The sequence below is a fragment of the Streptomyces sp. NPDC085944 genome (assembly GCF_040686295.1).
Lineage (GTDB): Bacteria > Actinomycetota > Actinomycetes > Streptomycetales > Streptomycetaceae > Streptomyces > Streptomyces salinarius.
The window spans coordinates 295,824-319,207 of the sequence record NZ_JBFBJX010000004.1; the positions used below are offsets into that span (position 1 = coordinate 295,824).

At 72.6% G+C, this 23,384-nt stretch carries 20 protein-coding genes and 1 pseudogene; 10 read left to right on the top strand and 11 right to left on the bottom strand.

Annotated elements, in window-relative coordinates; translation table 11 throughout:
• Positions 1-4: 4 nt before the first annotated feature.
• Together AB0P07_RS09960 and AB0P07_RS09965 are read right to left on the bottom strand one after the other, a co-directional pair.
• The gene (locus AB0P07_RS09960) at positions 5-2,194 is read right to left on the bottom strand and encodes a family 16 glycoside hydrolase (RefSeq protein ID WP_365547674.1); all 2,190 of its coding nucleotides are present in this window, start codon (positions 2,192-2,194) and stop codon (positions 5-7) included.
• A 14-nt stretch (positions 2,195-2,208) separates the two neighbouring features.
• Positions 2,209-4,554 (bottom strand): ThuA domain-containing protein, encoded by a 2,346-nt coding sequence (locus tag AB0P07_RS09965; protein WP_365547677.1) that lies wholly within the window; start codon positions 4,552-4,554, stop codon positions 2,209-2,211.
• Between the two features lie 332 nt (positions 4,555-4,886).
• Between AB0P07_RS09965 and AB0P07_RS09970 the strand changes: the two genes are divergently transcribed.
• Together AB0P07_RS09970 and AB0P07_RS09975 are read left to right on the top strand one after the other, a co-directional pair.
• Positions 4,887-5,915, top strand: coding sequence for a multicopper oxidase domain-containing protein (locus AB0P07_RS09970; RefSeq protein WP_365547680.1), 1,029 nt, complete (start codon positions 4,887-4,889; stop codon positions 5,913-5,915).
• Between the two features lie 125 nt (positions 5,916-6,040).
• Positions 6,041-7,093 (top strand): LacI family DNA-binding transcriptional regulator, encoded by a 1,053-nt coding sequence (locus AB0P07_RS09975; protein ID WP_365547682.1) that lies wholly within the window; start codon positions 6,041-6,043, stop codon positions 7,091-7,093.
• A gap of 320 nt (positions 7,094-7,413) precedes the next feature.
• Here the strand turns inward: AB0P07_RS09975 and AB0P07_RS09980 are convergent, their stop codons facing one another.
• On the bottom strand, positions 7,414-8,199 hold the full coding sequence (locus tag AB0P07_RS09980) for a VOC family protein (protein ID WP_365547685.1): 786 nt from the start codon (positions 8,197-8,199) through the stop codon (positions 7,414-7,416).
• A 191-nt stretch (positions 8,200-8,390) separates the two neighbouring features.
• Here AB0P07_RS09980 and AB0P07_RS09985 point away from each other — a divergent pair, with 191 nt between their 5' ends.
• The gene (locus AB0P07_RS09985; RefSeq protein WP_365547688.1) at positions 8,391-8,636 is read left to right on the top strand and encodes a WhiB family transcriptional regulator; all 246 of its coding nucleotides are present in this window, start codon (positions 8,391-8,393) and stop codon (positions 8,634-8,636) included.
• A 50-nt stretch (positions 8,637-8,686) separates the two neighbouring features.
• On the opposite strand, the gene AB0P07_RS09990 is transcribed toward AB0P07_RS09985, so the two are convergent.
• The 4 genes from AB0P07_RS09990 to AB0P07_RS10005 form a co-directional block, all read right to left on the bottom strand.
• Complete coding sequence (locus AB0P07_RS09990; protein ID WP_365547691.1) at positions 8,687-9,661, bottom strand: acyl-ACP desaturase; 975 nt, start codon at positions 9,659-9,661, stop codon at positions 8,687-8,689.
• 207 nt (positions 9,662-9,868) lie between these two features.
• Complete coding sequence (gene ddaH / locus AB0P07_RS09995; protein ID WP_365547694.1) at positions 9,869-10,645, bottom strand: dimethylargininase; 777 nt, start codon at positions 10,643-10,645, stop codon at positions 9,869-9,871.
• 103 nt (positions 10,646-10,748) lie between these two features.
• Positions 10,749-13,007 (bottom strand): excinuclease ABC subunit UvrA, encoded by a 2,259-nt coding sequence (locus tag AB0P07_RS10000; protein WP_365547697.1) that lies wholly within the window; start codon positions 13,005-13,007, stop codon positions 10,749-10,751.
• A 10-nt stretch (positions 13,008-13,017) separates the two neighbouring features.
• On the bottom strand, positions 13,018-14,652 hold the full coding sequence (locus tag AB0P07_RS10005) for an ATP-binding cassette domain-containing protein (protein WP_365547700.1): 1,635 nt from the start codon (positions 14,650-14,652) through the stop codon (positions 13,018-13,020).
• A gap of 323 nt (positions 14,653-14,975) precedes the next feature.
• Between AB0P07_RS10005 and AB0P07_RS10010 the strand changes: the two genes are divergently transcribed.
• Entirely contained in the window at positions 14,976-15,653 is a 678-nt protein-coding gene (locus AB0P07_RS10010) for a GPP34 family phosphoprotein (protein ID WP_365547703.1), read from the top strand.
• A gap of 68 nt (positions 15,654-15,721) precedes the next feature.
• Here AB0P07_RS10010 and AB0P07_RS10015 read toward each other — a convergent pair whose 3' ends face one another.
• Positions 15,722-16,138 (bottom strand): SsgA family sporulation/cell division regulator, encoded by a 417-nt coding sequence (locus AB0P07_RS10015; RefSeq protein ID WP_125627854.1) that lies wholly within the window; start codon positions 16,136-16,138, stop codon positions 15,722-15,724.
• A gap of 338 nt (positions 16,139-16,476) precedes the next feature.
• Between AB0P07_RS10015 and AB0P07_RS10020 the strand changes: the two are divergent.
• Both AB0P07_RS10020 and AB0P07_RS10025 read left to right on the top strand, forming a co-directional pair.
• Positions 16,477-17,524 (top strand): annotated as a pseudogene (locus AB0P07_RS10020) (oxidoreductase).
• Positions 17,525-17,607: 83 nt separating this feature from the next.
• Positions 17,608-17,937 (top strand): plasmid stabilization protein, encoded by a 330-nt coding sequence (locus AB0P07_RS10025; RefSeq protein ID WP_365547706.1) that lies wholly within the window; start codon positions 17,608-17,610, stop codon positions 17,935-17,937.
• 7 nt (positions 17,938-17,944) lie between these two features.
• On the opposite strand, the gene AB0P07_RS10030 is transcribed toward AB0P07_RS10025, so the two are convergent.
• Complete coding sequence (locus AB0P07_RS10030; protein ID WP_365548141.1) at positions 17,945-18,247, bottom strand: YciI family protein; 303 nt, start codon at positions 18,245-18,247, stop codon at positions 17,945-17,947.
• A 39-nt stretch (positions 18,248-18,286) separates the two neighbouring features.
• Between AB0P07_RS10030 and AB0P07_RS10035 the strand changes: the two genes are divergently transcribed.
• Positions 18,287-18,988, top strand: a complete 702-nt coding sequence (locus tag AB0P07_RS10035) for an endonuclease V (RefSeq protein WP_365547708.1) — start codon at positions 18,287-18,289, stop codon at positions 18,986-18,988.
• Here the strand turns inward: AB0P07_RS10035 and AB0P07_RS10040 are convergent.
• On the bottom strand, positions 18,910-19,170 hold the full coding sequence (locus AB0P07_RS10040; protein WP_365547711.1) for a hypothetical protein: 261 nt from the start codon (positions 19,168-19,170) through the stop codon (positions 18,910-18,912). The genes AB0P07_RS10035 and AB0P07_RS10040 overlap by 79 nt on opposite strands.
• 169 nt (positions 19,171-19,339) lie before the next feature.
• Between AB0P07_RS10040 and AB0P07_RS10045 the strand changes: the two genes are divergently transcribed.
• Positions 19,340-19,489, top strand: coding sequence for a hypothetical protein (locus AB0P07_RS10045; protein ID WP_365547714.1), 150 nt, complete (start codon positions 19,340-19,342; stop codon positions 19,487-19,489).
• Between the two features lie 43 nt (positions 19,490-19,532).
• Here the strand turns inward: AB0P07_RS10045 and AB0P07_RS10050 are convergent, their stop codons facing one another.
• Positions 19,533-20,711, bottom strand: a complete 1,179-nt coding sequence (locus AB0P07_RS10050) for a saccharopine dehydrogenase NADP-binding domain-containing protein (protein WP_365547717.1) — start codon at positions 20,709-20,711, stop codon at positions 19,533-19,535.
• Positions 20,712-20,918: 207 nt separating this feature from the next.
• On the opposite strand from AB0P07_RS10050, the gene AB0P07_RS10055 reads away from it, so the two are divergent.
• On the top strand, positions 20,919-22,106 hold the full coding sequence (locus AB0P07_RS10055; protein ID WP_365547720.1) for a CaiB/BaiF CoA-transferase family protein: 1,188 nt from the start codon (positions 20,919-20,921) through the stop codon (positions 22,104-22,106).
• Positions 22,107-22,117: 11 nt separating this feature from the next.
• Positions 22,118-23,332, top strand: coding sequence for an acetyl-CoA C-acetyltransferase (locus tag AB0P07_RS10060; protein WP_102927890.1), 1,215 nt, complete (start codon positions 22,118-22,120; stop codon positions 23,330-23,332).
• Positions 23,333-23,384: the final 52 nt, after the last annotated feature.

Consider the following 23,384-nt stretch of genomic DNA (forward strand, 5'->3'; position numbering starts at 1 on the left):
GTTCCTACAGGTCCTTGATCCGGACGTCGCGGTACGAGACGACGTCCGACGTGCTGTGCACCTGCAGTCCGATGTAGCCGGCCGCGAACCGACGTCCGTCCGTGCCCGGGTCGTCCGAGCGCTCGGGGTAGAAGGTCTGGCCGCCGAAATTGTCGAACTCGTTGATCAGCACGCCGTTGCGGTAGACCGAGAAGTGCTGGTCCACCACGCGGATCTCGTAGTCGTTCCAGGTCCCCTTCTCCGTCACGCCCGCGCCGGCCAGGCCGACCCGGTCGAAGCCGTAGACGGAGCCGGTCTTGTACATGTCGCCGGTCGGGCTGTCGAACACCTGGATCTCGTGCCCGTACTTGATGGCGACCCACTCCGGCCGCGACTCCTCCGGGTGGTCGTGCACCTGCGGGAAGCGCACGAAGACGCCGCCGTTGGTGTTCGCCGTGCCGGCCGCGTCGTCACGCCACTGGAGCTTCAGCGAGAAGTCCCCGTACTTGCGCTCGGGGAACCACAGCATGCCCATGCCGGGCGTGCTGGTGCTGGACGTGATCGACCCGTCCGCGTTCAGCGCGAACGAACCGCCGCCCACCTGCTCCCACTTGGCGAAGGACTCCTGGCTGCCGTCGAGGATCTTGCGGTAGCCCTCGGTCTGACCGGGCTTGCCGATCTTCGACTGGCGGGCGGCCTTGTTGATCGCCCGGTACTCCCGCTTGTCGACGACGCCCTCGTCCAGGAGGCCGTCCAGCACCTCACGGACGTGCTTGAGGAAGAGCGCCTGGGACGTCCACTCCTTCTCGTCCTCGATCATCTCGCCGATCCGGCACCGGTTGTCGGTGACCCGGTTCGGCACACCCGAGTCGACCGTGCCGACGATCACCGTCTGGCGTTCGTCGTACTCCGGGCAGGGCGGCGGCGGCACCTGTCCCGCCACCACCGTGAAGCTCACGGTCAGCGGCTCGGAGGTGTTGCCCGCCTTGTCGCTCGCCCGGTACGCCACGGTGTGCCGGCCCACCCGGTCCACGACCACCGGGTCGGTGTACGCCAGGTAGGGCCCCGCGTCCAGCGAGTACTCCACTGCGGCGACGCCGGAACCGCCCTCGTCCGCGGCGCTCACGGTCACCTTCGCGCTGCCGACGTAGGCGCCGTCGGAGTCCTTGGTGCCGTCCACGGTCGCGCCGGTCACCGGCGGGGTGGTGTCCTGCGGGGGAGCGGCGGCCACGGTGAAGGCGACGCTCTTCTCCGCCGCGACGTTGCCCGCCTTGTCGGTGGCCCGGTAGCGCACCGTGTGCTCGCCGACCTCGTGCACCATGACCGGCGCCGTGTATGCCGTCCAGGCGCCGTCGCCGACCGCGTACTCGATGGTGTTGACGCCGGAACCGGTGTCGGAGGCGGTGACGGTCACCGTCGCCATGTCGATGTACGCGCCGTCCGCGTTCTTCTCACCGCTGACCGTCGCCGATGTCTCCGGCGCGGTCGTGTCGTCGGTGTCCGGCGCGGCCACGGCGAACGTGACGCTCTTCTCCGCGGCGGCGTTGCCCGCCTTGTCGAACGCCCGGTAGCGCACCGTGTGTTCGCCGACCTGGTCGACGACGACCGGCGTGGTGTACGGCTGCCAGGCGCCGTCGGCACCGATCGCGTACTCGATCCGCTCGACGCCGGAACCGCCCTCGTCCGTGGCGGCGAGCGTCACGGTCGCGGAGCCGACGTACGCGCCGTCGGCGTTCTGCGTGCCGCCCACCTCGGCCGAGGTCGCCGGCGCCGTGGTGTCCTCGCCACCGCCGCCCTCGGTCACCACGAGCACGCCCGTCATCTGGCCGTGGCCCGGGATCGTGCAGTGGTACATGTACGTGCCGGGGGTGAGGGTGACCTCGGCGGTGTGCCTGCCGCCCTGGTCGTCGAACGGGTTGGCCAGGATGTTCAGCTGCACGTCCTGGTTGTACTCGGGATCGCTGGTCACGAACGTCAGCGTGTGCGGCATGCCCGTGGTGTTGCCGGTGGCCTCACTGTTCTCGAAGACGATCGTGGCCGGACCGGCCACCGCCGTCTCGGGCGCCGACGTGTACTTGGTGATGTCGTCGCCCGCGGTCCAGGTCAGCACCTGGTCGGCGGCGGCCGCGGCGGGCGCCGCCGCGGGCTGTCCGGAGGCGGACGTCGTCTGCAGACCGAGCACCATCAGCAGGCCGGCCAACAGCGCGGCCCACATTCTTCGTTGGCGTATCACTCGGACCCCCTCGCCAGCTGGTTGGCGGCCGGGGTCGGCCCGCCGCCCTCGTAGGTGACCCTCCACAGCGCCGACTTGGAGTCCGAGGTGAAGAAGCCGCGGCCGTAGTCGAGGACGTACAGCGCGCCGTCCGGGCCGAACTTCCAGCCCATCAGGTTCTTGATGCCGTCGTTGCCGACCGGCACGATCTTCTTCAGGGACTCCGAGTGCACCGGCAGACCGCCGTCGCCCTGCGTCTTCGGGTCCATCAGCACCGCGTTGCGCGGCTGGTCGGCGTCGTAGAAGTCGCCGACGAACCACTTGCCGTCCCAGTACGCGGGCCACTTGGTGTCACTGGTGCTGGCGGCGTCGTAGCGGTAGACCGGGCCGTTCATCGCGGCCTGGCCGCCGCCCTTGAGCCAGGGCAGCTTGTACGTGGCCTCGTCCTCCTTGTACGACGGGACGCCGTTCTCGTCGCGCGGGTAGTCGGGGCCGCCGCCCTGCGGCGAGTACCAGATGTTGTTGCCGGTGACCGGCGGCAGGTTGACCAGGCCGTCGTTGTTCGGCGACTCGTTCTTCGGGTGGTCGCAGTCGTACCAGCCCAGCGGCTTCGACGGGTCCGGCAGGTTCCGGTCCCGGTACGGCTGCTTGTTGCCCATGCAGTACGGCCAGCCCCGGTTGCCCGCCTCGGTGATCGCGGCGAACGTGTCGTACTTGGCCGGACCCCACGTCGGCGACGGGGCGCCCGCGTCCGGGCCGACCCAGCCGGCGTACAGGGTGTCGGTCTTCTTGTCGACGGAGATGCGCGCCGGGTTGCGCACACCCATCACGTAGATCTCGCCGCGCGTCTTGCCGCCGCCCTCGGCGGTCTCCTTGCCGGTGAAGAGGTTGCCCTCCGGGAGCGTGTACGTCCCGTCCGGCTCCGGGTGGATGCGCAGGATCTTGCCGTTGAGGTTGTTGGTGTTGCCGGCGGTGCGGCGCGCGTCGGCGAAGGACACGCCCTTGAAGTCGGGCTCCGGGTTGTTGCCGGAGTAACCGCCGCTGAAACCGCTGGAGTTGTTGTCACCGGTGGCGATGTACAGGTTCCCCTTGGAGTCCCAGGCCATCCCGCCGCCCGCGTGGCAGCAGCTGTGGATCTGCACCGGCCACGTGAGCAGCACCTTCTCGCTGCCCATGTCCAGTTTGTCGGTGGCCGGGTCGAGGGTGAAGCGGGAGACCCGGCGCTCGGCCATGTGCGTGTCCCGGTTGATCTCGGAGTGCGGGGTGTAGTGCAGGTACACCCACCCGTTCTCCGCGAACCTCGGGTCCAGTTCGATGCCGAGCAGGCCCTCCTCGACCTTGGTCAGCTCGTCGCCGCCGCCCTTGTTGCCGAAGACGGTCAGCTCACCGGCGAGGGTGACCTTGCCGGTCTTCGGGTCCCAGACGTGGATCTCTCCCGTGCCCTTGCCGACGTCCGGGTCGTTCCAGTCGGTCACCACGGGGTGGGAGGAGTCCGCGCCGCCGCGGCCGATGTAGAAGACGCGGCCGTCGGGGGCGGTGACCAGGCCGTGCGGTTCGCCGATCTGGTCGTTCTGGCCGGGCTGGTTGGGCTCGGTGAGCCGCTCGGCCTTGTAGTTGGCGTCGATGGTCGCCTTGCAGTCGGCCTGCGACAGCCGGGTCGTCCACATCAGGGCGCCGCGCAGATGGCTGCGGAAGTCGGTCTCGTCGTACGACGACACCGTGCCGCCCATGCCGGTGTAGAAGGACCGGCCGCCGTCGTAGTCGCGGCACCAGCTGACCGGGTGGTCCCAGCCGTTGGCGCTCGCGCCGGGCGCGTACGTGGACTCGCGCACCCGGGCCACGGTGTGCACCTCGCCGGACGGGTTCTCCTTCCAGTTCAGCCACTGGTCGGGGCGCTTCCACTGCATCGGCAGGTCCTTGGTGGCCGGATGCCGCCGGTCACCGACCTCGACCGTGGCCCGCTGGACCTTCGTCGGGCTGTCGGCGGCCGGACGCGCGCCGACCAGACCCGTGAACCAGTCCGAGTACGGCTCCGCGCGGGCCGCGTCGTGGACGCCGAGGAACCCGCCCCCGGCCTCCATGTAGGCTTCCAGGCCCGCCTCCTGGGCAGGGGTCAGGACATCGCCGCCGCCGGTCAGGAACACGACCGCGTTGAACCGGCCGAGCTTCTTCCCGTTGGTGAAGACACCGGCGTTGTCCGTGGCCTCGACCTTGAAGCGCTCCTTGGCCGGGCCGGAGAGCCCGATCCGCTCGATGGCCGCGATCCCGGCGTTCACGACCGGAGACTCGTCCCCGGCCGCGGCGGAACCGTAGAAGATCAGCACCCGTACGTTGGCGCCGCCCGGAGGCGACTTGATCGACATCGTTGTCAGGGATGGGTCCGGAGCCGGACGTGCGCTGGCGGCAGGGCCGGCCAGCAGTCCCGCGGCGACGAAAGCGGCGGTGGCGCACGCCGCCCAGCCTCTTCTTCTCGCGCTCAACCCTCTCAAGGGCATGGGCACCTCCTCGGTCACGGCAGCAGCGCCAAGGAAGCTAGACCTCTTTGCGCGGTTCGCCAATAGGTATGACCGGGATCGAACGAACTTTGTCCTGAGTGTGGATAAACACGGCGGCAACCGGTACGGTCCCACAGGTTCGTCACGGCCAATCAGGTCCTGGGTGCGCGCACATTCCGTATCGGCGTGGGGAGTTGGGCATGGACAGGCGAGGCTTCAACCGACGGGTACTGCTGGGCGGCGCGGCCGCGGCGACATCGTTGTCCATCGCCCCGGAGGCGGCGGGCGCCCCGCCCGCGGCCAAGGGGATCACCGCGCCGACGGCGCCGGCCGGCGGCGAGGTGAGACACCTCAAGATGTACGCCGAGAAGCTGCCCGACGGGCAGATGGGCTACGGCTTCGAGAAGGGCAAGGCGTCCGTCCCCGGCCCGCTGATCGAGCTCAACGAGGGCGACACGCTGCACATCGAGTTCACCAACACCATGGACGTGCGGGCCAGTCTGCACGTCCACGGCCTGGACTACGAGATCTCCAGCGACGGCACCGCGATGAACAAGAGCGACGTCGAGCCCGGCGGCACCCGCACCTACACCTGGCGCACCCACAAACCCGGACGCCGCAGCGACGGCACCTGGCGGCCGGGCAGCGCGGGCTACTGGCACTACCACGACCACGTGGTCGGCACCGAACACGGCACCGGCGGCATCCGCAAGGGCCTCTACGGCCCGGTGGTCGTGCGCCGCAAGGGCGACGTGCTGCCGGACGCCACGCACACGATCGTCTTCAACGACATGACCATCAACAACCGCGCCCCGCACACCGGTCCCGACTTCGAGGCCACCGTGGGCGACCGCGTCGAGATCGTCATGATCACGCACGGCGAGTACTACCACACCTTCCACATGCACGGTCACCGCTGGGCGGACAACCGCACGGGCATCCTCACCGGGCCCGACGACCCGTCCCGCGTCATCGACAACAAGATCACCGGCCCGGCGGACTCCTTCGGCTTCCAGATCATCGCGGGGGAGGGGGTGGGCGCCGGGGCGTGGATGTACCACTGCCACGTGCAGAGCCACTCCGACATGGGCATGGTGGGCCTCTTCCTGGTGAAGAAGCCGGACGGCACGATCCCCGGGTACGAGCCGCACGACCACGGCGGGACGGCCGCGAAGAGCGGAGCGCCGGAGGCCGAGGCACCCGCGCAGGAACACCAGCACGAGCACTGACCCGGTGCCGGCCGCCGGGCGGCCCGACCCGGCCACGCACCTGCACGTTCCCCACTGCGAGTACGCGCTCTTCCGCCCGGTGGCTGCCGCTATCCTGAGCCGCAGCCGCCGAGGAGGAGCCGCCCGTGACCGAGACCGCGCCGCGCCCCACGCTCGAGGCCGTGGCCGAGCGCGCCGGGGTCTCGAGGGCCACCGTGTCCCGCGTGGTCAACGGCGCCCACGGGGTGCGGGAAGCACTGGCCGAGCGGGTCCGGCGCGCCGTGGAGGAGCTGGGATACGTGCCCAACCAGGCCGCCCGCTCCCTGGTGACCCGTCGGCACCAGGCCGTCGCCGTCGTCGCCGCCGAACCGGAGACCCGGGTCTTCGCCGACCCCTACTTCGCCCAGCAACTGCGCGGCATCAGCAAGGAACTGACGGCCCACGACAACCAGCTCGTGCTGCTGCTCACCGAGGGCCGCGAGGACCACGCCCGCGTCGGCCGCTACCTGGCCGGCGGCCACGTCGACGGCGCGCTCGTCTTCTCCCTGCATTTGAACGACCCGCTGCCCGGCCTGGTCCGCGGCGCCGGTCTGCCGACCGTCTTCGGGGGACGCCCCGACTGGGACGACGGGCGGGACGACGTGGTCTATGTGGACAGCGACAACCGGGGCGGCGCCCGCTCCGCCGTCCAGTACCTGGCCGGGCTCGGCCGCACCCGGACCGCCCACATCACCGGACCGCTCGACCAGACCTCCGCGGCCGACCGGCTGGCGGGCTTCCGTGACGTCCGGGCCGGCACCGGCCCGGAGCTGATCGCCCGGGGCGACTTCACCTCGGGCGGCGGGGAACGGGCGATGCGCGAACTGCTCGACCGGTGCCCCGGCCTTGACGCCGTCTTCGCGGCCAACGACCTGACCGCGGCGGGCGCCCTGCGGGTGCTGCGCGAACGCGGGCGGCGGGTGCCGGACGACGTGGCCGTCGTCGGCTTCGACGACATGCTGCCCGTCGCCGAGGAGACCGACCCGCCGCTGACCACCGTCCGTCAGGACATCGAGGGCATGGGCCGGCTGATGGCCCGCCTGCTGCTGCGCGGCCTGGACGGGGGGCCGGCCGACAACGCCGACGCCCCTCGGGCCCCGGTCGCCACCGCGCCCGGCGTGGTCCTGCCGACCACCCTGGTGCGCCGCGCCACGGCGTGATCCGGACGCGCCGCCCGGCTCGCCCACGGCCTGGTCGCGCGGGGCACGCCCGCGCGTGAGCCGGGCGCCGGGGTCGTCGCGCGGCGTGCGGGTGTTGGACCGGGTGCGAAGGCGGGACGTGCGGGGCCGCGCTTTTGGCTTGGTCGCGCGGGGCACGCCCGCGCGCGAGCCGGGCGCCGGGCACCGTCCCGCGAGTGTGGGCACCGGACCGGGCGCGAAAGCGGAACGCGCCGGTACGCACGCCCTGGTGCCGTGCCGTGCCGTGCCGTGCCGTGCCGGGCCGCGACGTGAGTGCGGGCACCAAACGCGCCCCCCGCTCCCTACCCCTGGCGCGGGGCCGGCCTGAGGATCGCGAACCGGGCGCCGTAGGGGTCGGCGAGCCGTGCCACGCGGCCGACGCCCTCGATGTCCGTCGCGGGCATCTCCACCGAGCCGCCCAGCTCCGACGTCCGGGAGACCGTGGCGTCGGCGTCGTCGACCGCGATGTAGGGCAGCCATCCGGCACCGGTGTCCGCCGGGTCCTCGGCGAGCGGGACGACGCCGCCGAACATGGCCTCCTCGCCCTCCCCGGCCGGATTGACACACGTGTAGGAGCCGCCGGGGAAGGAGACGGCGGAGGTCTCCAGGCCGAGCACCGCACGGTAGTACGCGGCGGCGGCCGCGACGTCCGCCGTGTGCAGCTCGACCCAGCACAGGGCGCCGGCCTCACCGGCCACGTCCAGACCCCCGCGCTGCCCGGGCTGCCAGATGCCGAACGGCACCCCGGCCCGGTCGGCGAGGATCGCCATGGTGCCCTGATCCATGACGTCCATCGGCTGCACGAGGACTCCGCCGCGGGCCTCCTCGGAGGCCTTCGCGGCGGCCCGGGCGTCCGGCGCCTGGAAGTACACGGTCCACGACGGCGGGCCCTGCTCCTCGGTCGTACGCATGCCGCCGGCCACGATCCGGCCGTCCAGCTCGAAGAAGCCGTAGCCGCCGGCCTCCGGTCCCGCCGACCGGAACCGCCAGCCGAAGAGGCCGCCGTAGAAGGACGTGGCGCCGTCGAGGTCGGGGGTGCCGACGTCGAGCCAGTTCGGAGCGCCGGTGACGTAACGGGTGGTGAGCATGATCGCCCTCCTCGGAAGGGTCCCGTTGCCTGCACTGACGAGTCTTCCACCGACCACTGACAACCGCTTCCGCGCGCCGCCGTGCGCCGCCGTGCGCGGCAAAGGACGATCTGATCGGCTGCGGGTGCCGGACGCGCGGCGTTGATGCCGCGTTGATCGAACGTTTTTCGCCCCCCGGCACGCTGCTGCCCATGCACATCGAGACGACCGCGACGCCCGACCTCAGCTGGCAGGAGCAGGCGTTGTGCGCGCAGACCGGGGGAGACTTCTTCTTCCCCGAACCCGGCAGCTCGGTACGGGACGCGAAGCGGATCTGTGCCCTGTGCCCGATCCGCTCGACCTGCCTGGAGTTCGCCATGCGCAACGACGAGCGCTTCGGCGTCTGGGGCGGACTGTCGGAGAAGGAGCGGCTGGCCCTGCGGCGCACCGCCCCCTGAACGCGGTCCGCACGGGCGAGGGGAGCCCGCGCGGACCGGGACCGGAGCGGTCAGCCCGCCGCGCGGGCCGCCATCCGGGCCTTGCGCGCCGCCAGCTTCTCGTCGAACTTGGCGGCCTCGGCGTCCAGCCCGCCCATGTACAGCCCCAGTTCCTCCTGGGCCGCCTGCCCATCGGGACCGAGGCCGTCGATCTCCATGACCTTCAGGAAGCGCAGCACGGGCTGGATCACGTCGTCGTGGTGGATGCGCAGGTTGTAGACCTCACCGATCGCCATCTGCGCGGCGGCCCGCTCGAAGCCGGGCAAGCCGTGACCCGGCATGCGGAAGTTGACGACCACGTCCCGGACCGCCTGCATCGTCAGGTCGGGCGCCAGCTCGAAGGCCGCCTTGAGCAGGTTCCGGTAGAAGACCATGTGCAGGTTCTCGTCGGTCGCGATGCGGGCCAGCATGCGGTCGCAGACCGGGTCGCCGGACTGGTGGCCCGTGTTGCGGTGCGAGATGCGGGTGGCCAGCTCCTGGAAGGCCACGTACGCCACCGAGTGCAGCATCGAGTGCCGGTTGTCCGACTCGAAGCCCTCGCTCATGTGGGCCATGCGGAACTGCTCCAGCTTGTCCGGGTCCACCGCGCGCGAGGCGAGCAGGTAGTCGCGCATCACGATGCCGTGCCGGCCCTCCTCGGCGGTCCAGCGGTGCACCCAGGTGCCCCAGGCGCCGTCGCGGCCGAAGAGGCTGGCGATCTCGTGGTGGTAGCTGGGGAGGTTGTCCTCCGTCAGGAGGTTCACCACGAGGGCGATCCGGCCGATCTCGGTGACCTTGGACTGCTCCTTCTCCCAGGCCTCGCCGTCCTCGAAGATCCCCGGGAAGTTCCGGCCGTCGCTCCACGGCACGTACTCGTGCGGCATCCAGTCCTTGGCGACCTTCAGATGCCGGTTGAGTTCCTGCTCGACCACTTCCTCCAGCGCGTACAGCAGCCGGGCGTCGGTCCATTCTGCGGAAGTGCCGAGGTGCGGGGAGACGATCGTCACGAATAACTCCAGGGGGACGTACGACAGTGCGGTGCGACCGGCGAGCGGTGCCGGGAACTTACGGGATCGTAGGCTACGAAACCGTAGGTTACGAGGGCGTAGGTTAAACGCACTGTAAAGGCCGCTGATCAGCCACCATCCGGCGGAGTACGCCAAGGCTCCCAGACTCGCAGGTCCGGGGCCGGACGGCCGTTCCCGGCGCCGCGCTCAGGCGTACAGCTCCCGCAGCCGGACCGAGAGGCAGGTCACACAGCCCTCCAGCTTCTCGAACTCTCCGATGTCGACGAGGACCGGTTCGTGACCGAGGTCGGCGAGCATGTCCGCCGTCTTCGGCGCGCTCGCCGCCATCAGCAGCTTGGCGCCGCCGAGCAGCACCACGTGGGCGCCCGACTCCTCCGGCACCGGCAGGAAACGGGGGAACAGCGAGGGTACGTCCGTCATCGGGATGTGCCCGATCACCGTCCCGTCCGGCAGCGCGGTGACTGCCGACTTCAGGTGCAGCACCCTGCTCACCGGCACGGCGACGACCCGGGCGCCCAGCGGCTCGAACGCCGCCCGCACCTGCTGGACACCGGCCGCGTTGGTGCGCCCGCCGCGGCCCACGTAGATCGTGTCGCCGATCTTCAGCACGTCGCCGCCGTCCAGGGTGCCCGGCTCCCAGACCCAGTTGACCGAGCAGCCGAGCCGGGCCACGGCCTCCTCGACGCCGGCCGTCTCCGCGCGCCGCGACTCGGCGCCGGGCCGCGTGAGCAGCGCGACGTTGCGGAACACGACGACGATGTCCTCGACGAAGACCGAGTCCGGGCAGTCGTCGGCCGGGTCCACCTCCAGCGTCTCCCAGCCGTGCGCACCGAGGGCCTCGACATAGGCGTCCCACTGCTCGACGGCACGGCCGTGGTCGACCTTCTCCCGCTCGATGTGCGTGACCAGCCCTTCGGCGAGCTTCGGGCTGGGACGGCGGACGAGGGCCTTCTTGCTGGGCACGAGGGGTCTCCGGGGTCTCCGATTCGGGGCTGGCTGCTCCGGCGCGACGTATCGGCGCCGGTCCGCCATCATGCAGCGGGGACCTGGGCGGACGGAACCCCCGTCAGCTGCTCGTGGCCCTCCTGAGATGCTCCGCGGTGCTGGAGCCGCGGGCCGCGAGCAGCTCGCGCGGGGTGCCCTCGAAGATCACCCGGCCGCCGTCCCGTCCTCCGTCCGGACCGAGGTCGATCACCCGGTCGGCGTGCGCCACCACGTCCAGGTTGTGCTCGACGACCACGGCCGTGTTGCCGGTGTCCACCAGCCGGTCCAGCAGGGCGAGCAGGCCCTGGACGTCCGACATGTGCAGTCCGGTGGTCGGCTCGTCCAGGACGTAGACCGCGCCGGTGCGGTGCAGCCGGGTGGCCAGTTTGATGCGCTGCCGCTCGCCGCCGGAGAGCGTGGACAGCGGCTGCCCGAGGGTGAGGTAGGTCAGGCCCACGTCGCGCAGGGCGTGCAGCCTGCGGCGTGTGCCGGTGTCGGCGAAGAAGCCGAGGGCCTGGTCGGCGGTCATCGCCAGCACGTCGGCGACGGACCGGCCGTCGACCGTCAGACGCAGCACCTCCTCCCGGAAGCGGCGCCCCTCGCAGTCGTGGCAGGTGGTCGTCACCGGGTCCATGAAGGCGAGGTCGGTGTGGATGATCCCGCGTCCCTCGCAGGTGCCGCACGCCCCCGCCGAGTTGAAGCTGAAGAACCCCGGCTCGGCACCGGTCTCCCGGGCGAAGATCCTCCGCACCGTGTCCATGATCCCGAGGTACGTCGCCGGGGTGGAGCGGGCCGAGATGCCGATGGCCGACTGGTCGACGACCACGGCGTCCGGGTGGGCGGCGGTCAGCTCCGCGACCAGCGTGCTCTTGCCCGACCCGGCGACCCCGGTGACCGCGGTGAGGACCCCGGTCGCGAACGCCACCGTCACCTCCCGCAGGTTGTGCCGGTCGGCACCCTTGACCCACAGCTCGCCGGTGGGCGTGCGCACGGTCTCCTTCACCGCCGTACGCCGTCCCAGGCACCGCCCGGTGAGCGTGTCCGACGCGGCCAGCCGGTCCGGCGTCCCCTCGAACACCACCCGGCCGCCGTCGGCACCGGCCCGCGGCCCCATGTCGACGACGTGGTCCGCCAGCGCGATCACGTCCGGGTCGTGCTCGACCACCAGCACGGTGTTGCCCTTGTCGCGCAGCCGCAGCAGCAGGCCGCCGAGACGCCCCACGTCCCGCGGGTGCAGTCCGACGCTGGGCTCGTCGAAGATGTACGTCATCCCGGTCAGGCTGGACCCGAGGTGCCGCACGGTCTTCAGCCGCTGCCCCTCGCCGCCGGAGAGCGTGGCGGTCTCCCGGTCCAGGCTCAGATAGCCGAGGCCGATGGCCTCCACCCGCTCCAGCGCGGCCACTGCGGCGGCCGCCACCGGCAGGGCCACCGGGTCGTCGATCTCCCGCAGTACGGCGATCAGGTCGGTGATCTGCATGCGCGAGCAGTCGGCGATGGAGCGCCCGCCGATCCGGGACGCGAGCGCGGCCGCGTTCAGCCGGGCGCCGCCGCAGTCGGGGCAGCGGGCCTCGACCAGGAAGCCGCGCACCAGGTTCCGGGTCTTCTCGCTCATGCCGGACAGGTCCCGCTTGAGGTACAGCCGTTCGAACCGGTCGGCGAGGCCCTCGTAGTCGGTGCTCCACGTTCCGCCCGAGCCGCTGACGGTGACCTTGCTGCCGGGCCGCCCGCGCATCAGGAAGGCGCGCTCGGCGTCGGTGAAGTCGCCGACCGGCTTGCCGGTGTCCAGCTCGTCCGTGTTGGTGTAGGCCTGCCCCTGCCAGGTCCCGGCCGCGAACGGCGGGAAGCGGACCGCCCCGCCCGCCAGCGACCTCGCCGGGTCGAGGATGCGGTCCCAGTCGGGCTGCACCCTGCGGCCCAGGCCGTCGCAGCCGGGGCACATGCCCGACGGGTCGTTGAAGGAGTACGCCGTCGCCCCTCCGGCACTGGGGGCGCCGTGCCGGGAGAACAGCACCCGCAGCACGGAGTGGATGTCGGTCATCGTGCCGACCGTGGAGCGGGAGTGGCCGCCGACCGGCCGCTGGTCGACGACGATGGCGGGGGTCAGATCCTCCAGGGCGTCCGCGTGCGGCCGCTCGTACTTGGGCAGCCGGTTGCGCACGAACCAGGGGAACGTCTCGTTCAGCTGGCGCCGCGACTCCACCGCGATCGTGTCGAACACGACCGACGACTTCCCCGACCCCGAAACGCCGGTGAACACGGTCAGCCGGCCCTTCGGGATGCGGAGCGTGACGTCCCGGAGGTTGTTCTCCCTGGCCCCGGTGATGCTGATGAATTCGCTCATCCAGCGGACGCTAGGCGGAATACCCGACAGCTTCCGGCGTGATTTCCTTCAGTTCCCCCTCCTCCAGCAGCAGCCAGCGCGTGATGCCGAGCGACTTCAGGAACGGCAGGTCGTGGCTGGCCACGACCAGCGCCCCCTCGTAGGCCTCCAGCGCGCCGGTGAGCTGCCGGACGCTCGCCATGTCCAGGTTGTTGGTCGGCTCGTCCAGCATCAGCAGCTGCGGCGCGGGCTCGGCCAGCATCAGCGCCGCCAGCGCCGCCCGGAAGCGTTCGCCGCCGGAGAGTGTCGCCGCCTGCTGGTCGGCGCGGGCGCCCCGGAACAGAAAGCGTGCCAGCCGCGCCCGGATCCGGTTGTTGGTGGCACCCGGCGCGTACCGGGCCACGTTCTCGGCGACGCTCAGCTCGTCGTCCAGGACGTCGAGCCGCTGCGGCAGAAACCGGAGCGGCACGTGTGCCGTCGCCTCGCCGGCCACCGGCGCCAGCTCCCCGGCGACGGTGCGCAGCAGCGTGGTCTTGCCCGCGCCGTTGCGGCCGACCAGCGCGATCCGCTCGGGGCCGTGCAGATCGAGACCACCCGTCACCCGGGCGCCGTGGGCCAACTCCACATCGCGCAGGGTGAGTACGGTCCGGCCCGGCGGCACGGCCGTGTACGGCAGGTCGACGCGGATCTCGTCGTCGTCCCGCACGGCCTCCACCGCGTCGTCGAGCCGCTCCTTGGCCTCGGCGAGCTTCTCCTCGTGCATGATGCGGTACTTGCCGGCCGACTGCTGGGCCGTACGGGCGCGCAGCTTCATCACCGCCCGCGGCTCGCGCTTGGTGTCGTACATCTTCTGCCCGTACCGCTTGCGCCGGGCCAGGACGACCTGGGCGTCGGCCAGTTCGCGCTTCTGCCTGCGCAGGTCCGACTCGGCGACCCGGACCATCCGCTCGGCCGCTTCCTGCTCCACGGCCAGCGCCTCCTCGTAGGCCGTGAGGTTGCCGCCGTACCAGGTGACCGTGCCGGAGCGCAGGTCGGCGATCTGGTCGACCAGCTCCAGCAGCTCGCGGTCGTGGCTGACCACGACCAGAACACCCGGCCAGGACCGGACGGCCGCGTACAGCCGTCTGCGCGCGTACACGTCGAGGTTGTTGGTGGGCTCGTCCAGCAGCAGGACGTCGGGCCGGCGCAGCAGCAGCGCGGCCAGGCGCAGCAGCACCGACTCGCCGCCCGAGACCTCGCCGACGGTGCGGTCGAGCCCGAGATGGCCCAGCCCCAGTTCGCCGAGTGTGGCGATGGCGCGTTCCTCGACGTCCCATTCGTCGCCGACGGTCTCGAAGTGCTCCACGCTCGCGTCACCCGACTCGATGGCGTGCAGCGCGGCCCGCCGGCCGGCGATGCCGAGCGCGTCGTCGACGCGCAGCGCGGTGTCGAGGGTGACGTTCTGCGGCAGGTGGCCCACCTCGCCGGCCACCCGGACGGTGCCGTCGGTGGGGGTGAGCTGCCCGGCGATCAGCTTCAACAGGGTGGACTTCCCGGCGCCGTTGACGCCGACGAGCCCGGTCCTGCCGGGGCCGAAGGCGACGTCGAGCCCGTCGAAGACGGCAGTGCCGTCGGGCCAGGCGAAGGACAGGGACGTACAGGTGAGGGAAGTGGGGGAAGTAGACATACGGGGTCTCCGCGGTTGCTCGAAGCGGTCAGGGGCAAACGCGTATCGAGACACCGGAAGCGGGCGGCCACCGTCGAACGAGGGAGGGCACGAAGGAAGCCCTGCTCCGCAAGGAGGCACGGACGGCTCGAACGCCGAGGTCGCACGCGGCGGCCACACGTGAGATACGTGTGACGCGGTGTCTCAGGACCTCAGACGAGCAACGTCCTTCTCCAATCGGCGGCAACAGAAGCGATAGTGAACCTAGGAGAGACCCGGTGGCCTGTCAACGCATTTACGCGGGACCCGGACACCGACGTGCTCCACGGCCCGAGGAGGCCCCCGTGCCCAACGGCTCGCTCTCACTGCCGGCCCGGCTCTGCCTGCTGGCCTGGGACCCCGCGCGGCCCACGGCCGCCGACACCGCCCGGGTCCACCACCTGGTGCGCGCCGGCGCGCTCACCGAACTCGCCCGGCGCGGTCTGCTCACCGACGACGAGGGCATCGCCACGCCCGCCGACCCGGACTCCCGCACCGGGGACCCGGTCCTCGACGGCCTGCTGGAGCTCGTCCGCGAGTCGATGCCGCGCCGGTGGCGCACGTGGGTGCGGCCGCACGCCCGGGTCACCTACGACGCCGTGCGGGAGCAGCTCGTGGCCGAGGGGTACGTGCGGGCCGAGAAGAAGCGCGTGCTCGGCGTGTTCCCGTCCGTGGACCACGTGCTCGCGCGGCCCGCCGTCGCGCGGGCGCTGCGCGAGGAGGCGCGGCAGATCCTGGAGGGGCCGCTGCCGACAGGGGAGGTTTCCGAGCGGGACGCGGCGATGGCGGTGCTGGCGGCCGCCGCCGGGCTGGGCGTCCCGGAGGACTGGGGGAGCGGGGCGCGCGGCCGGGAGCGGATCGCGGAGCTGACCGGGCGGTGCGGGAGCGCGGCCCCCGGCATGCGGAAGATCGTGGGCGAGGTCCGGGGCGCGGTGAGCGACGAGACCACGCGGGCGCAGGCGCCGGCGACGACCGGCGGCTGAGCGTCCCCCGCCGCGGCCCCCGGCGGGGCGGTCGGCAGCTCCCGCCGCCGCGGGGCCCGGCAGGCTGGTCAGCAGCTCCCGCGCATCAGCTCCGCCAGGTCGTGGTCCAGGTCCAGTTGAAGATGCTCCAGACCCACCGGCACCAGCTCGCCGGCGGCCCGCAGGAACCGGCGCAGTTCCCCCGAGCGCACATGGATCACGGCGGTGCCCTCGGGCGCGTGGAACTCCAGGACGGTGCGGTCGTACCCGTACGGGCGCACCCGGACGTCGCCGTGGCCGTTCGGCTCCCGCATCCCGGCGATCAGCAGCTCGCGGGAGAAGGTCCAGCAGACGTCCACGCCCTCGAGGGTGGCCGGGGCGGGGAAGGTCATGCGGACGGCGAAGGGGTCACTGCGGTCGTAGTGCAGGGTGGCGGGGATGCTCGGCATACGCGGTGCGGCGGCGACGAGACGCGCCTCGACGGGCTGCTCGATGACGGTGGACAACGCCTTGCTCCCTCGTGACGGCTGGACGGGCTTCGGGGGTGGTGCGGGCCGGGCACTGGAAGAGACGTCGGAATCAGCCCATCCGTGCACACGACGAGCGAGTGACCTCTGTCACCGCGTTCATGCCCGGGAGCGTCCGGGAGTGACACGGCTCTCCCCGCGTGCGCCGAAGGGCACTTGCGGCACTCGTGCGCCACACACGCGTGGCGCACGGCTTGCGCCGACGCCCCCTGGACGGCGCCCGGGCGGTGGGCTGGCTTCGCCCGCCATGAGGCGCTTGGGAAGCACGCGACGCACGGTACGGCCCGTTTCGAGCCGGCGGCAGGCGTACGGGGCGGGTGGCGCTCGCGGCGACGGTCTGCGCCGCGGCGCTGGCCGCGCTGACCGCCGTACCCGCCCAGGCGCACCCGCGGCCGCAGTGGGACGTGAAGGACACCGGGATCTCCGACGTCCGGTTCCGCGGGCTCGCCGCCGTCAGCCGGCACACCGCCTGGGTGGCCGGCACCGGGGGCACGGTCCTGCGCACCACCGACGGCGGCGACACCTGGCGCGACGTCTCCCCGCCCGGCGCCGGCGAACTGCAGTTCCGGGACATCGAGGCCTTCGACGCCCGTCGGGCCGTGGCCCTGTCCATCGGCGAGGGCGAGGCGTCCCGGCTCTACCGCACCGACGACGGCGGGGCGACCTGGACCGAGTCCTTCCGCAACACCGACGTGCGGGCCCTCTACGACTGCCTCACCTTCTTCGACCGCCGGCACGGCCTCGCCATGAGCGACCCGGTGGACGGGAGGTTCCGCATCCTGTCGACCCGTGACGGCGGCCGCTCGTGGAAGGCACTGCCCGACGCGGGGACGCCGGCCGCGCAGCCGGGGGAGGCCGGGTTCGCGGCCGGCGGCCAGTGCCTGGTCTCCGCCGGGCCGAGGGACGTGTGGCTCGCCACCGGCGGGGCCGCGCACGCGCGCGTGCTGCACTCCGCCGACCGCGGGCTCACCTGGACGGCCGCCGACGCCCCGATCCCGGGCCGGCGACCCCGCCCGCGGCGTCTTCGCTCTCGCCTTCCGCGACCGCGCCCACGGTCTCGCCGTCGGCGGCGACTACCGCGCCGAGCAGGCCTCCCCGCGGGCCGCCGCCCGGACCGCCGACGCCGACCGCACCTGGCGCCCCGCCGACCGGCCGCCGCCGGCCTGCCGCTCCGGCGTCGCATGGCTCCCGCACAGCCGCACCGCCGCCCTCGCCGTGGGCCCCACCGGCACCGATCTCACCACGGACGGCGGCCGCACCTGGCGCACCCCCGACACCGGGTCCTACGACACCGTGGACTGCACCCCGGACCTGGGCTGTTGGGCCGCGGGCGAGCAGGGCCGGGTCGCCAGGCTGGAGCGTTGACGCCGGGCGGGGCGGGGTGTTTGTCCGTAACGTGGGTAACCGTTCGCTGTACGTGAGCCGTACGCGAGAGGAAGTGAGCGGACATGCCGAGCGGTTCCGGCTCCAAGCGGGAGCGGCAGTACGAGCACATCAAGAAGAGCGCGAAGGACCGCGGCGAGAGCACCGGCCGCGCCAAGGAGATCGCGGCGCGCACGGTGAACAAGGAGCGCGCGCAGTCCGGCGAGTCGAAGACCGCCAGCCGCACGTCCACGCAGGACAAGTCGCCGAGCAAGCGCGGTGGCGAGCGGTCCGGGAACCGGCAGGGACCCCAGGGGCCCACCTACGACCAGCTGTACCAGGAGGCCAAGCGCCGTGACGTCCACGGCCGTTCGAGCATGAACAAGGGCGAGCTGCGCCAGGCGCTCGGCAAGTGAGCCGGGGCTACCGGGCAAGCGTCTCCCGGTAGCGCTCCAGCGCGGGCGCCGTCTTCGTGGCGACGAACTCGGTGACGCGGTACGCGCACACGCCGGCCCTGACGAACGGATCGCCCGCGGTGATCTCCTCGATCCGCGCCCGGTCCTCCGCGACGGCGAGGACAACCCCGCCGTCGCGGGGTTCCCTGGGCCCGGACGCCAGGAACACGCCCTGCTCGTACAGTGCGTCGAGCCAGGCCACGTGCTCCTCCAGCACGGCGTCGACGGCTTCGCGCGGGGCGGTGTGGGACAGCTCCAGTACGAACGTGATCGCGAGCCTGCTCCGGGCTCCCGTAGGCTTGCCGCCACCATGACGACCGTGACCGTGCAGATCCCCGCCGACTGGCCCGCGACCGAGGAACGGGCCCGCGCCGTCCAGGACGAACTGCGCGCCCGCATGGTGCTCGACGAGCCCGGACCGCCGCCCGGCACCGGCCGGGTGACCGGCGTGGACGTCGCCTACGACGACGAACGCGACGTCGTCGCCGCGGCCGCCGTCGTGCTGGACGCCGCAACTCTCGCCGTCGTGGCCGAGGCCACGGCCGTCGGGCGGATCTCCTTCCCTTACGTGCCCGGTCTGCTCGCCTTCCGGGAGATCCCCACCGTGCTCGCCGCCCTGGAGGCGCTGCCCTGCCCGCCCGGCCTGGTCGTGTGCGACGGGTACGGTCTGGCCCACCCGCGCCGCTTCGGCCTCGCGAGTCACCTCGGCGTTCTCACCGGCCTGCCCACGATCGGCGTGGCCAAGAACCCGTTCACCTTCACGTACGACGACCCGGACGCCCCGCGCGGCAGTACGTCCCCGCTGCTCGCCGGTGCCGAGGAGGTCGGGCGTGCGGTGCGGACCCGGGCCGCCGTGAAACCGGTGTTCGTCTCCGTCGGGCACCGGGTGAGCCTGGGCACCGCCTGCGCCCACACGCTGGCCCTGACTCCCGACTACCGGCTGCCCGAGACCACCCGCAGGGCCGACGCGCTGTGCCGCGCGGCCCTGCGGACGGCCACCTGTCCGGCCTGACCCTCGATGCTCCAGCGGCCCACCTCCCGGTAGGCCGAGTTGTGGATCGCCGAGCCGTCTCCGGGCCGCATGTCGTAGTGCTTCAGGTTGCCGCCCCAGTACCGCAGGATCCGCTGCAGTTCGACCGCGGGGTCCTCGGCGAGCGCGCCCTCGTCCATGGTGACTTCGAGAAGGAACTTCATGCCTTCAAGGGTTTCATTGAAGTCCTTTTCGGCACTTTGCCGCACACCCGGCCTGTTCGCTGGGGGAGAGGTGCGCGATAAGTCTCACATCATGCCGTTAGGGCGCCCAGGCGTGTCTGAGTACCCGTACGGATGTGCCGCCGCCCGTCGCACCGGCAGGGTGGGCGGCATGACGACACACCGTGCATCCAAGGACTCGGCCGAGCCCGCCGCCCGGCCCGTCGAGCGGGCCGTGGTGGCCGGCCTCGCGCTGGCGGTGGGCGCGGGGCCGGCCTGGATCGGCGGGATGATCTGGACGATCGCCGGGTGGGCCGGGTAGAGACGGCCTCCGGACACGGCCTCCGACCGCCTCGCGGGGTCCTTCAGCGGCTCGCGGCCACCCGGAACCCGATGCCCGCCGCTCGCAGCCGCTCGGTCAGCGCGTCGCCCATCGCCACGGCCGTCGTGACCTGCCCGGCCGTCGCCGGCAGGGTGTCGAGGGCCAGGCACAGCGCCGCCTCGGCGAACATCTTGGCCGTCTCGTCGTACCCGGGATCGCCGCCGGACACCTCGGTGAACACCTTCCGGCCGCCGCCCTCGCCCACGAAGCGGACCGAGAACCAGCTCCGCGCCCGCCGTTCGGCGCTCGGTCCCTCGCCCGGCGCGAGCCGGCCGGACAGCCGGCGCCGCACGGGCGGGACCTGGGCCGCCGCCACCAGTGCGGCCACCGCCGCCACCCCGCCCACCGCGACGGGCAGCCGCCGCACGGCCGCGTAGTGGCGGTAGCGGAAGTCCGGACCGTAGCGGTCCAGGGCCTTCGCGGACCGGCGCACGATCTGCGCGTCCACGGTCGGCAGCGGCAGCGCCCACGCACCGACCTCCCCGGCGAACCGCGGCGCCCCCGCCGGCGTCGCGACGCGGCGGCCCACCAGCCGGGGCTCGTGCCGCCGGCGTTCCAACGCGGCGGCCCGCAGCCGGCGGCCGCGCGCGAACTGGCCCAGCGCGGAGGCGAGCGTTCCGCCCGAGAAGGCGGCGTCGACGCGCACGAAACCGTCCACGCTCAGCGGCACGCCCTCCGGCAGCTGCCCCACGGTGAAGTGCACGCCCAGGTCGTGCGGGACGGAGTCGAAGCCGCAGGCGTGCACCAGCCGGGCACCGGTCTCCCGCGCGCGGGCGTCGTGGCGCACGTACGTCAGGTCCACGAACTCGGGCTCCCCGGTGAGGTCGAGGTAGTCCGTTCCGGCGTCCGCGCAGGCCGCGACCAGCGCGTCGCCGTGGCGGACGTAGGGGCCGACGGTCGTGGCGACCACGCGCGCGTGCTCGGCGAGTCCGCGCAGCGAGTCCGGATCGGACACGTCCGCGAGCAGTACGCCGACGCCTGCCGCGGCCGGCAACCGCTCGCGCAGGCGGCGCAGCTTCTCCTCGCCGCGGCCGGCGATCGCCCAGCGCAGTCCCTTCGGCGCGTGCGCGGCGAGATACTCCGCCGTCAGTTCGCCGACGAAACCCGTCGCCCCGAACAGCACGATGTCGTACGGCCGGTCGGCCGTCTTCAGCCTGCTCATGACATCCCTCCGTCACCCGTCGGCAACCCCTGGGTCCGCAGCACGCGCCGTTGCCGGTGGCTGAGGCTAGCGTGAGGAGCGCGCGGCCCGGCGAGGAGCCTCGACCACACTTGGCTAAGCGCTTGCTCGCCCGGGTCTTGTGCCCAGTGGAACACGTTCTTAGCATCACTGGTGTTACATCGGTTGTGTCACAGAGCTGGGGGCTGAATGTCGGAAGCGACGACGCCGACGCGGACGCCGGGCACCGAGGGCCCGCTCACCGGTGTGCGCGTGGTGGAACTGGCCGGCATCGGTCCCGGACCCTTCGCCGCCATGCTCCTGGCCGACCTGGGCGCCGACGTCGTCCGCGTCGACCGTCCCGGCGGGCCCGGACTCGGGATCGACCCCGCCCACGACGTCACCAACCGCAACAAACGCTCCGTCGTCGTCGACCTCAAGGCGCCGGACGGCCCCGTCCGCGTCCTCGACCTCGCCGAACGCGCCGACGTCCTGATCGAGGGCTACCGCCCCGGCGTCGCCGAACGGCTCGGCGTCGGCCCGGGGGACTGCCACGCCCGCAACCCGCGCCTCGTCTACGGCCGCATGACCGGCTGGGGCCAGGAGGGCCCGCTCGCCCAGCGGGCCGGGCACGACATCGGGTACATCGCCCTCACCGGCGCCCTCGGCATGATCGGCGCCCCCGACGCACCGCCGCCCGCCCCCGCCAACCTCCTCGGCGACTACGCCGGCGGCTCGCTCTACCTGGTCGTCGGCGTCCTCGCCGCCCTGCACCACGCGCGCGTGAGCGGCACCGGCCAGGTCGTGGACGCCGCGATCGTCGACGGCACCGCCCACCTCTCGTCGATGATCCACGGCATGCTCGCCGCGGGCGGCTGGCAGGACCGGCGCGGCGCCAACCTCCTCGACGGCGGCTGCCCCTTCTACGGAACCTACGAGACCGCCGACGGCCGCCACATGGCCGTCGGCGCGCTCGAGCCGCAGTTCTACGCCGAGTTCCTGCGGCTGCTCGGCATCCCCGGCCTCGCACCGGCCCGCGACGACATGTCCCGCTGGCCCGAGCTGCGCGAGGCCGTCGCCGCCCGGTTCAAGTCCCGTACCCGGGACGAGTGGACGGCCGTCTTCGCCGGTTCCGACGCCTGCACGGCGCCCGTCCTGTCGCTGCGCGAGGCCCCGCACCATCCGCACCTCGCCGCCCGCTCCACCTTCACCGACCACGGCGGCATCACCCAGCCCGCCCCCGCGCCCCGCTTCTCCGCGACACCCACCGCCGTACGCACCGGGCCCGCACTGCCCGGCGCCGGCGCCGAGTCCGTGGCCCGCGACTGGGACCTGCCACGCGAGCAGGACCCGCCCCGGGCGTCCCGCCCGAACCCCGCAGCGCACAACCCTCAGTGAAAGGCCTGCCAGTGAGCACCGAAGCGTACGTGTACGACGCGATCCGCACCCCGCGCGGACGCGGCAAGGCGAACGGCGCCCTGCACGGCACCAAGCCCGTCGACCTGGTCGTCGGCCTCATCCACGAGATCCGCGCCCGCTTCCCGGACCTGGACCCGGCCGCCGTGGACGACATCGTGCTCGGCGTCGTCGGTCCGGTCGGTGACCAGGGCTCCGACATCGCGCGCATCGCGGCGATCGCCGCCGGGCTGCCGGACACCGTGGCCGGCGTCCAGGAGAACCGCTTCTGTGCCTCGGGCCTGGAGGCCGTCAACCTGGCCGCCGCCAAGGTCCGCTCCGGCTGGGAGGACCTGGTGCTCGCGGGCGGCGTCGAGTCCATGTCCCGGGTCCCGATGGCCTCGGACGGCGGCGCCTGGTTCAACGACCCGATGACGAACCTCGCCACCAACTTCGTCCCGCAGGGCATCGGCGCCGACCTGATCGCCACCATCGAGGGCTTCTCGCGCCGCGACGTCGACGAGTACGCGGCCCTGTCCCAGGAGCGCGCGGCCACCGCCTGGAAGGAGGGCCGTTTCGAGCGCTCCGTCGTGCCGGTGAAGGACCGCGCCGGCCTCACCGTCCTCGACCACGACGAACACCCGCGCCCCGGCACCACCGCGGACTCGCTGGGCAAGCTCAAGCCGTCCTTCGCCGACATCGGCGAGCTGGGCGGTTTCGACGCGGTGGCGCTGCAGAAGTACCACTGGGTCGAGAAGATCGACCACGTCCACCACGCGGGCAACTCCTCCGGCATCGTCGACGGCGCCTCCCTGGTCGCCATCGGTTCGAAGGAGGTCGGCGACCGCTACGGTCTGCGGCCGCGCGCCCGGATCGTCTCGGCCGCCGTCTCCGGCTCCGAGCCCACCATCATGCTCACCGGCCCCGCCCCGGCCACCCGCAAGGCCCTCGCCAAGGCCGGGCTGACCATCGACGACATCGACCTGGTCGAGATCAACGAGGCGTTCGCGGCGGTGGTCCTGCGGTTCGTGAAGGACATGGGCCTGTCCCTGGACAAGGTCAACGTCAACGGCGGCGCCATCGCGCTCGGTCACCCCCTGGGCGCCACCGGCGCGATGATCCTCGGCACCCTCGTCGACGAACTCGAGCGCCAGGACAAGCGCTACGGCCTCGCCACCCTGTGCGTGGGCGGCGGCATGGGCATCGCCACCATCGTCGAGCGCATCTGACCCCCTCCCGACGGATACGACGGCCACGACGGCCACGACGGCTGCCACGGCC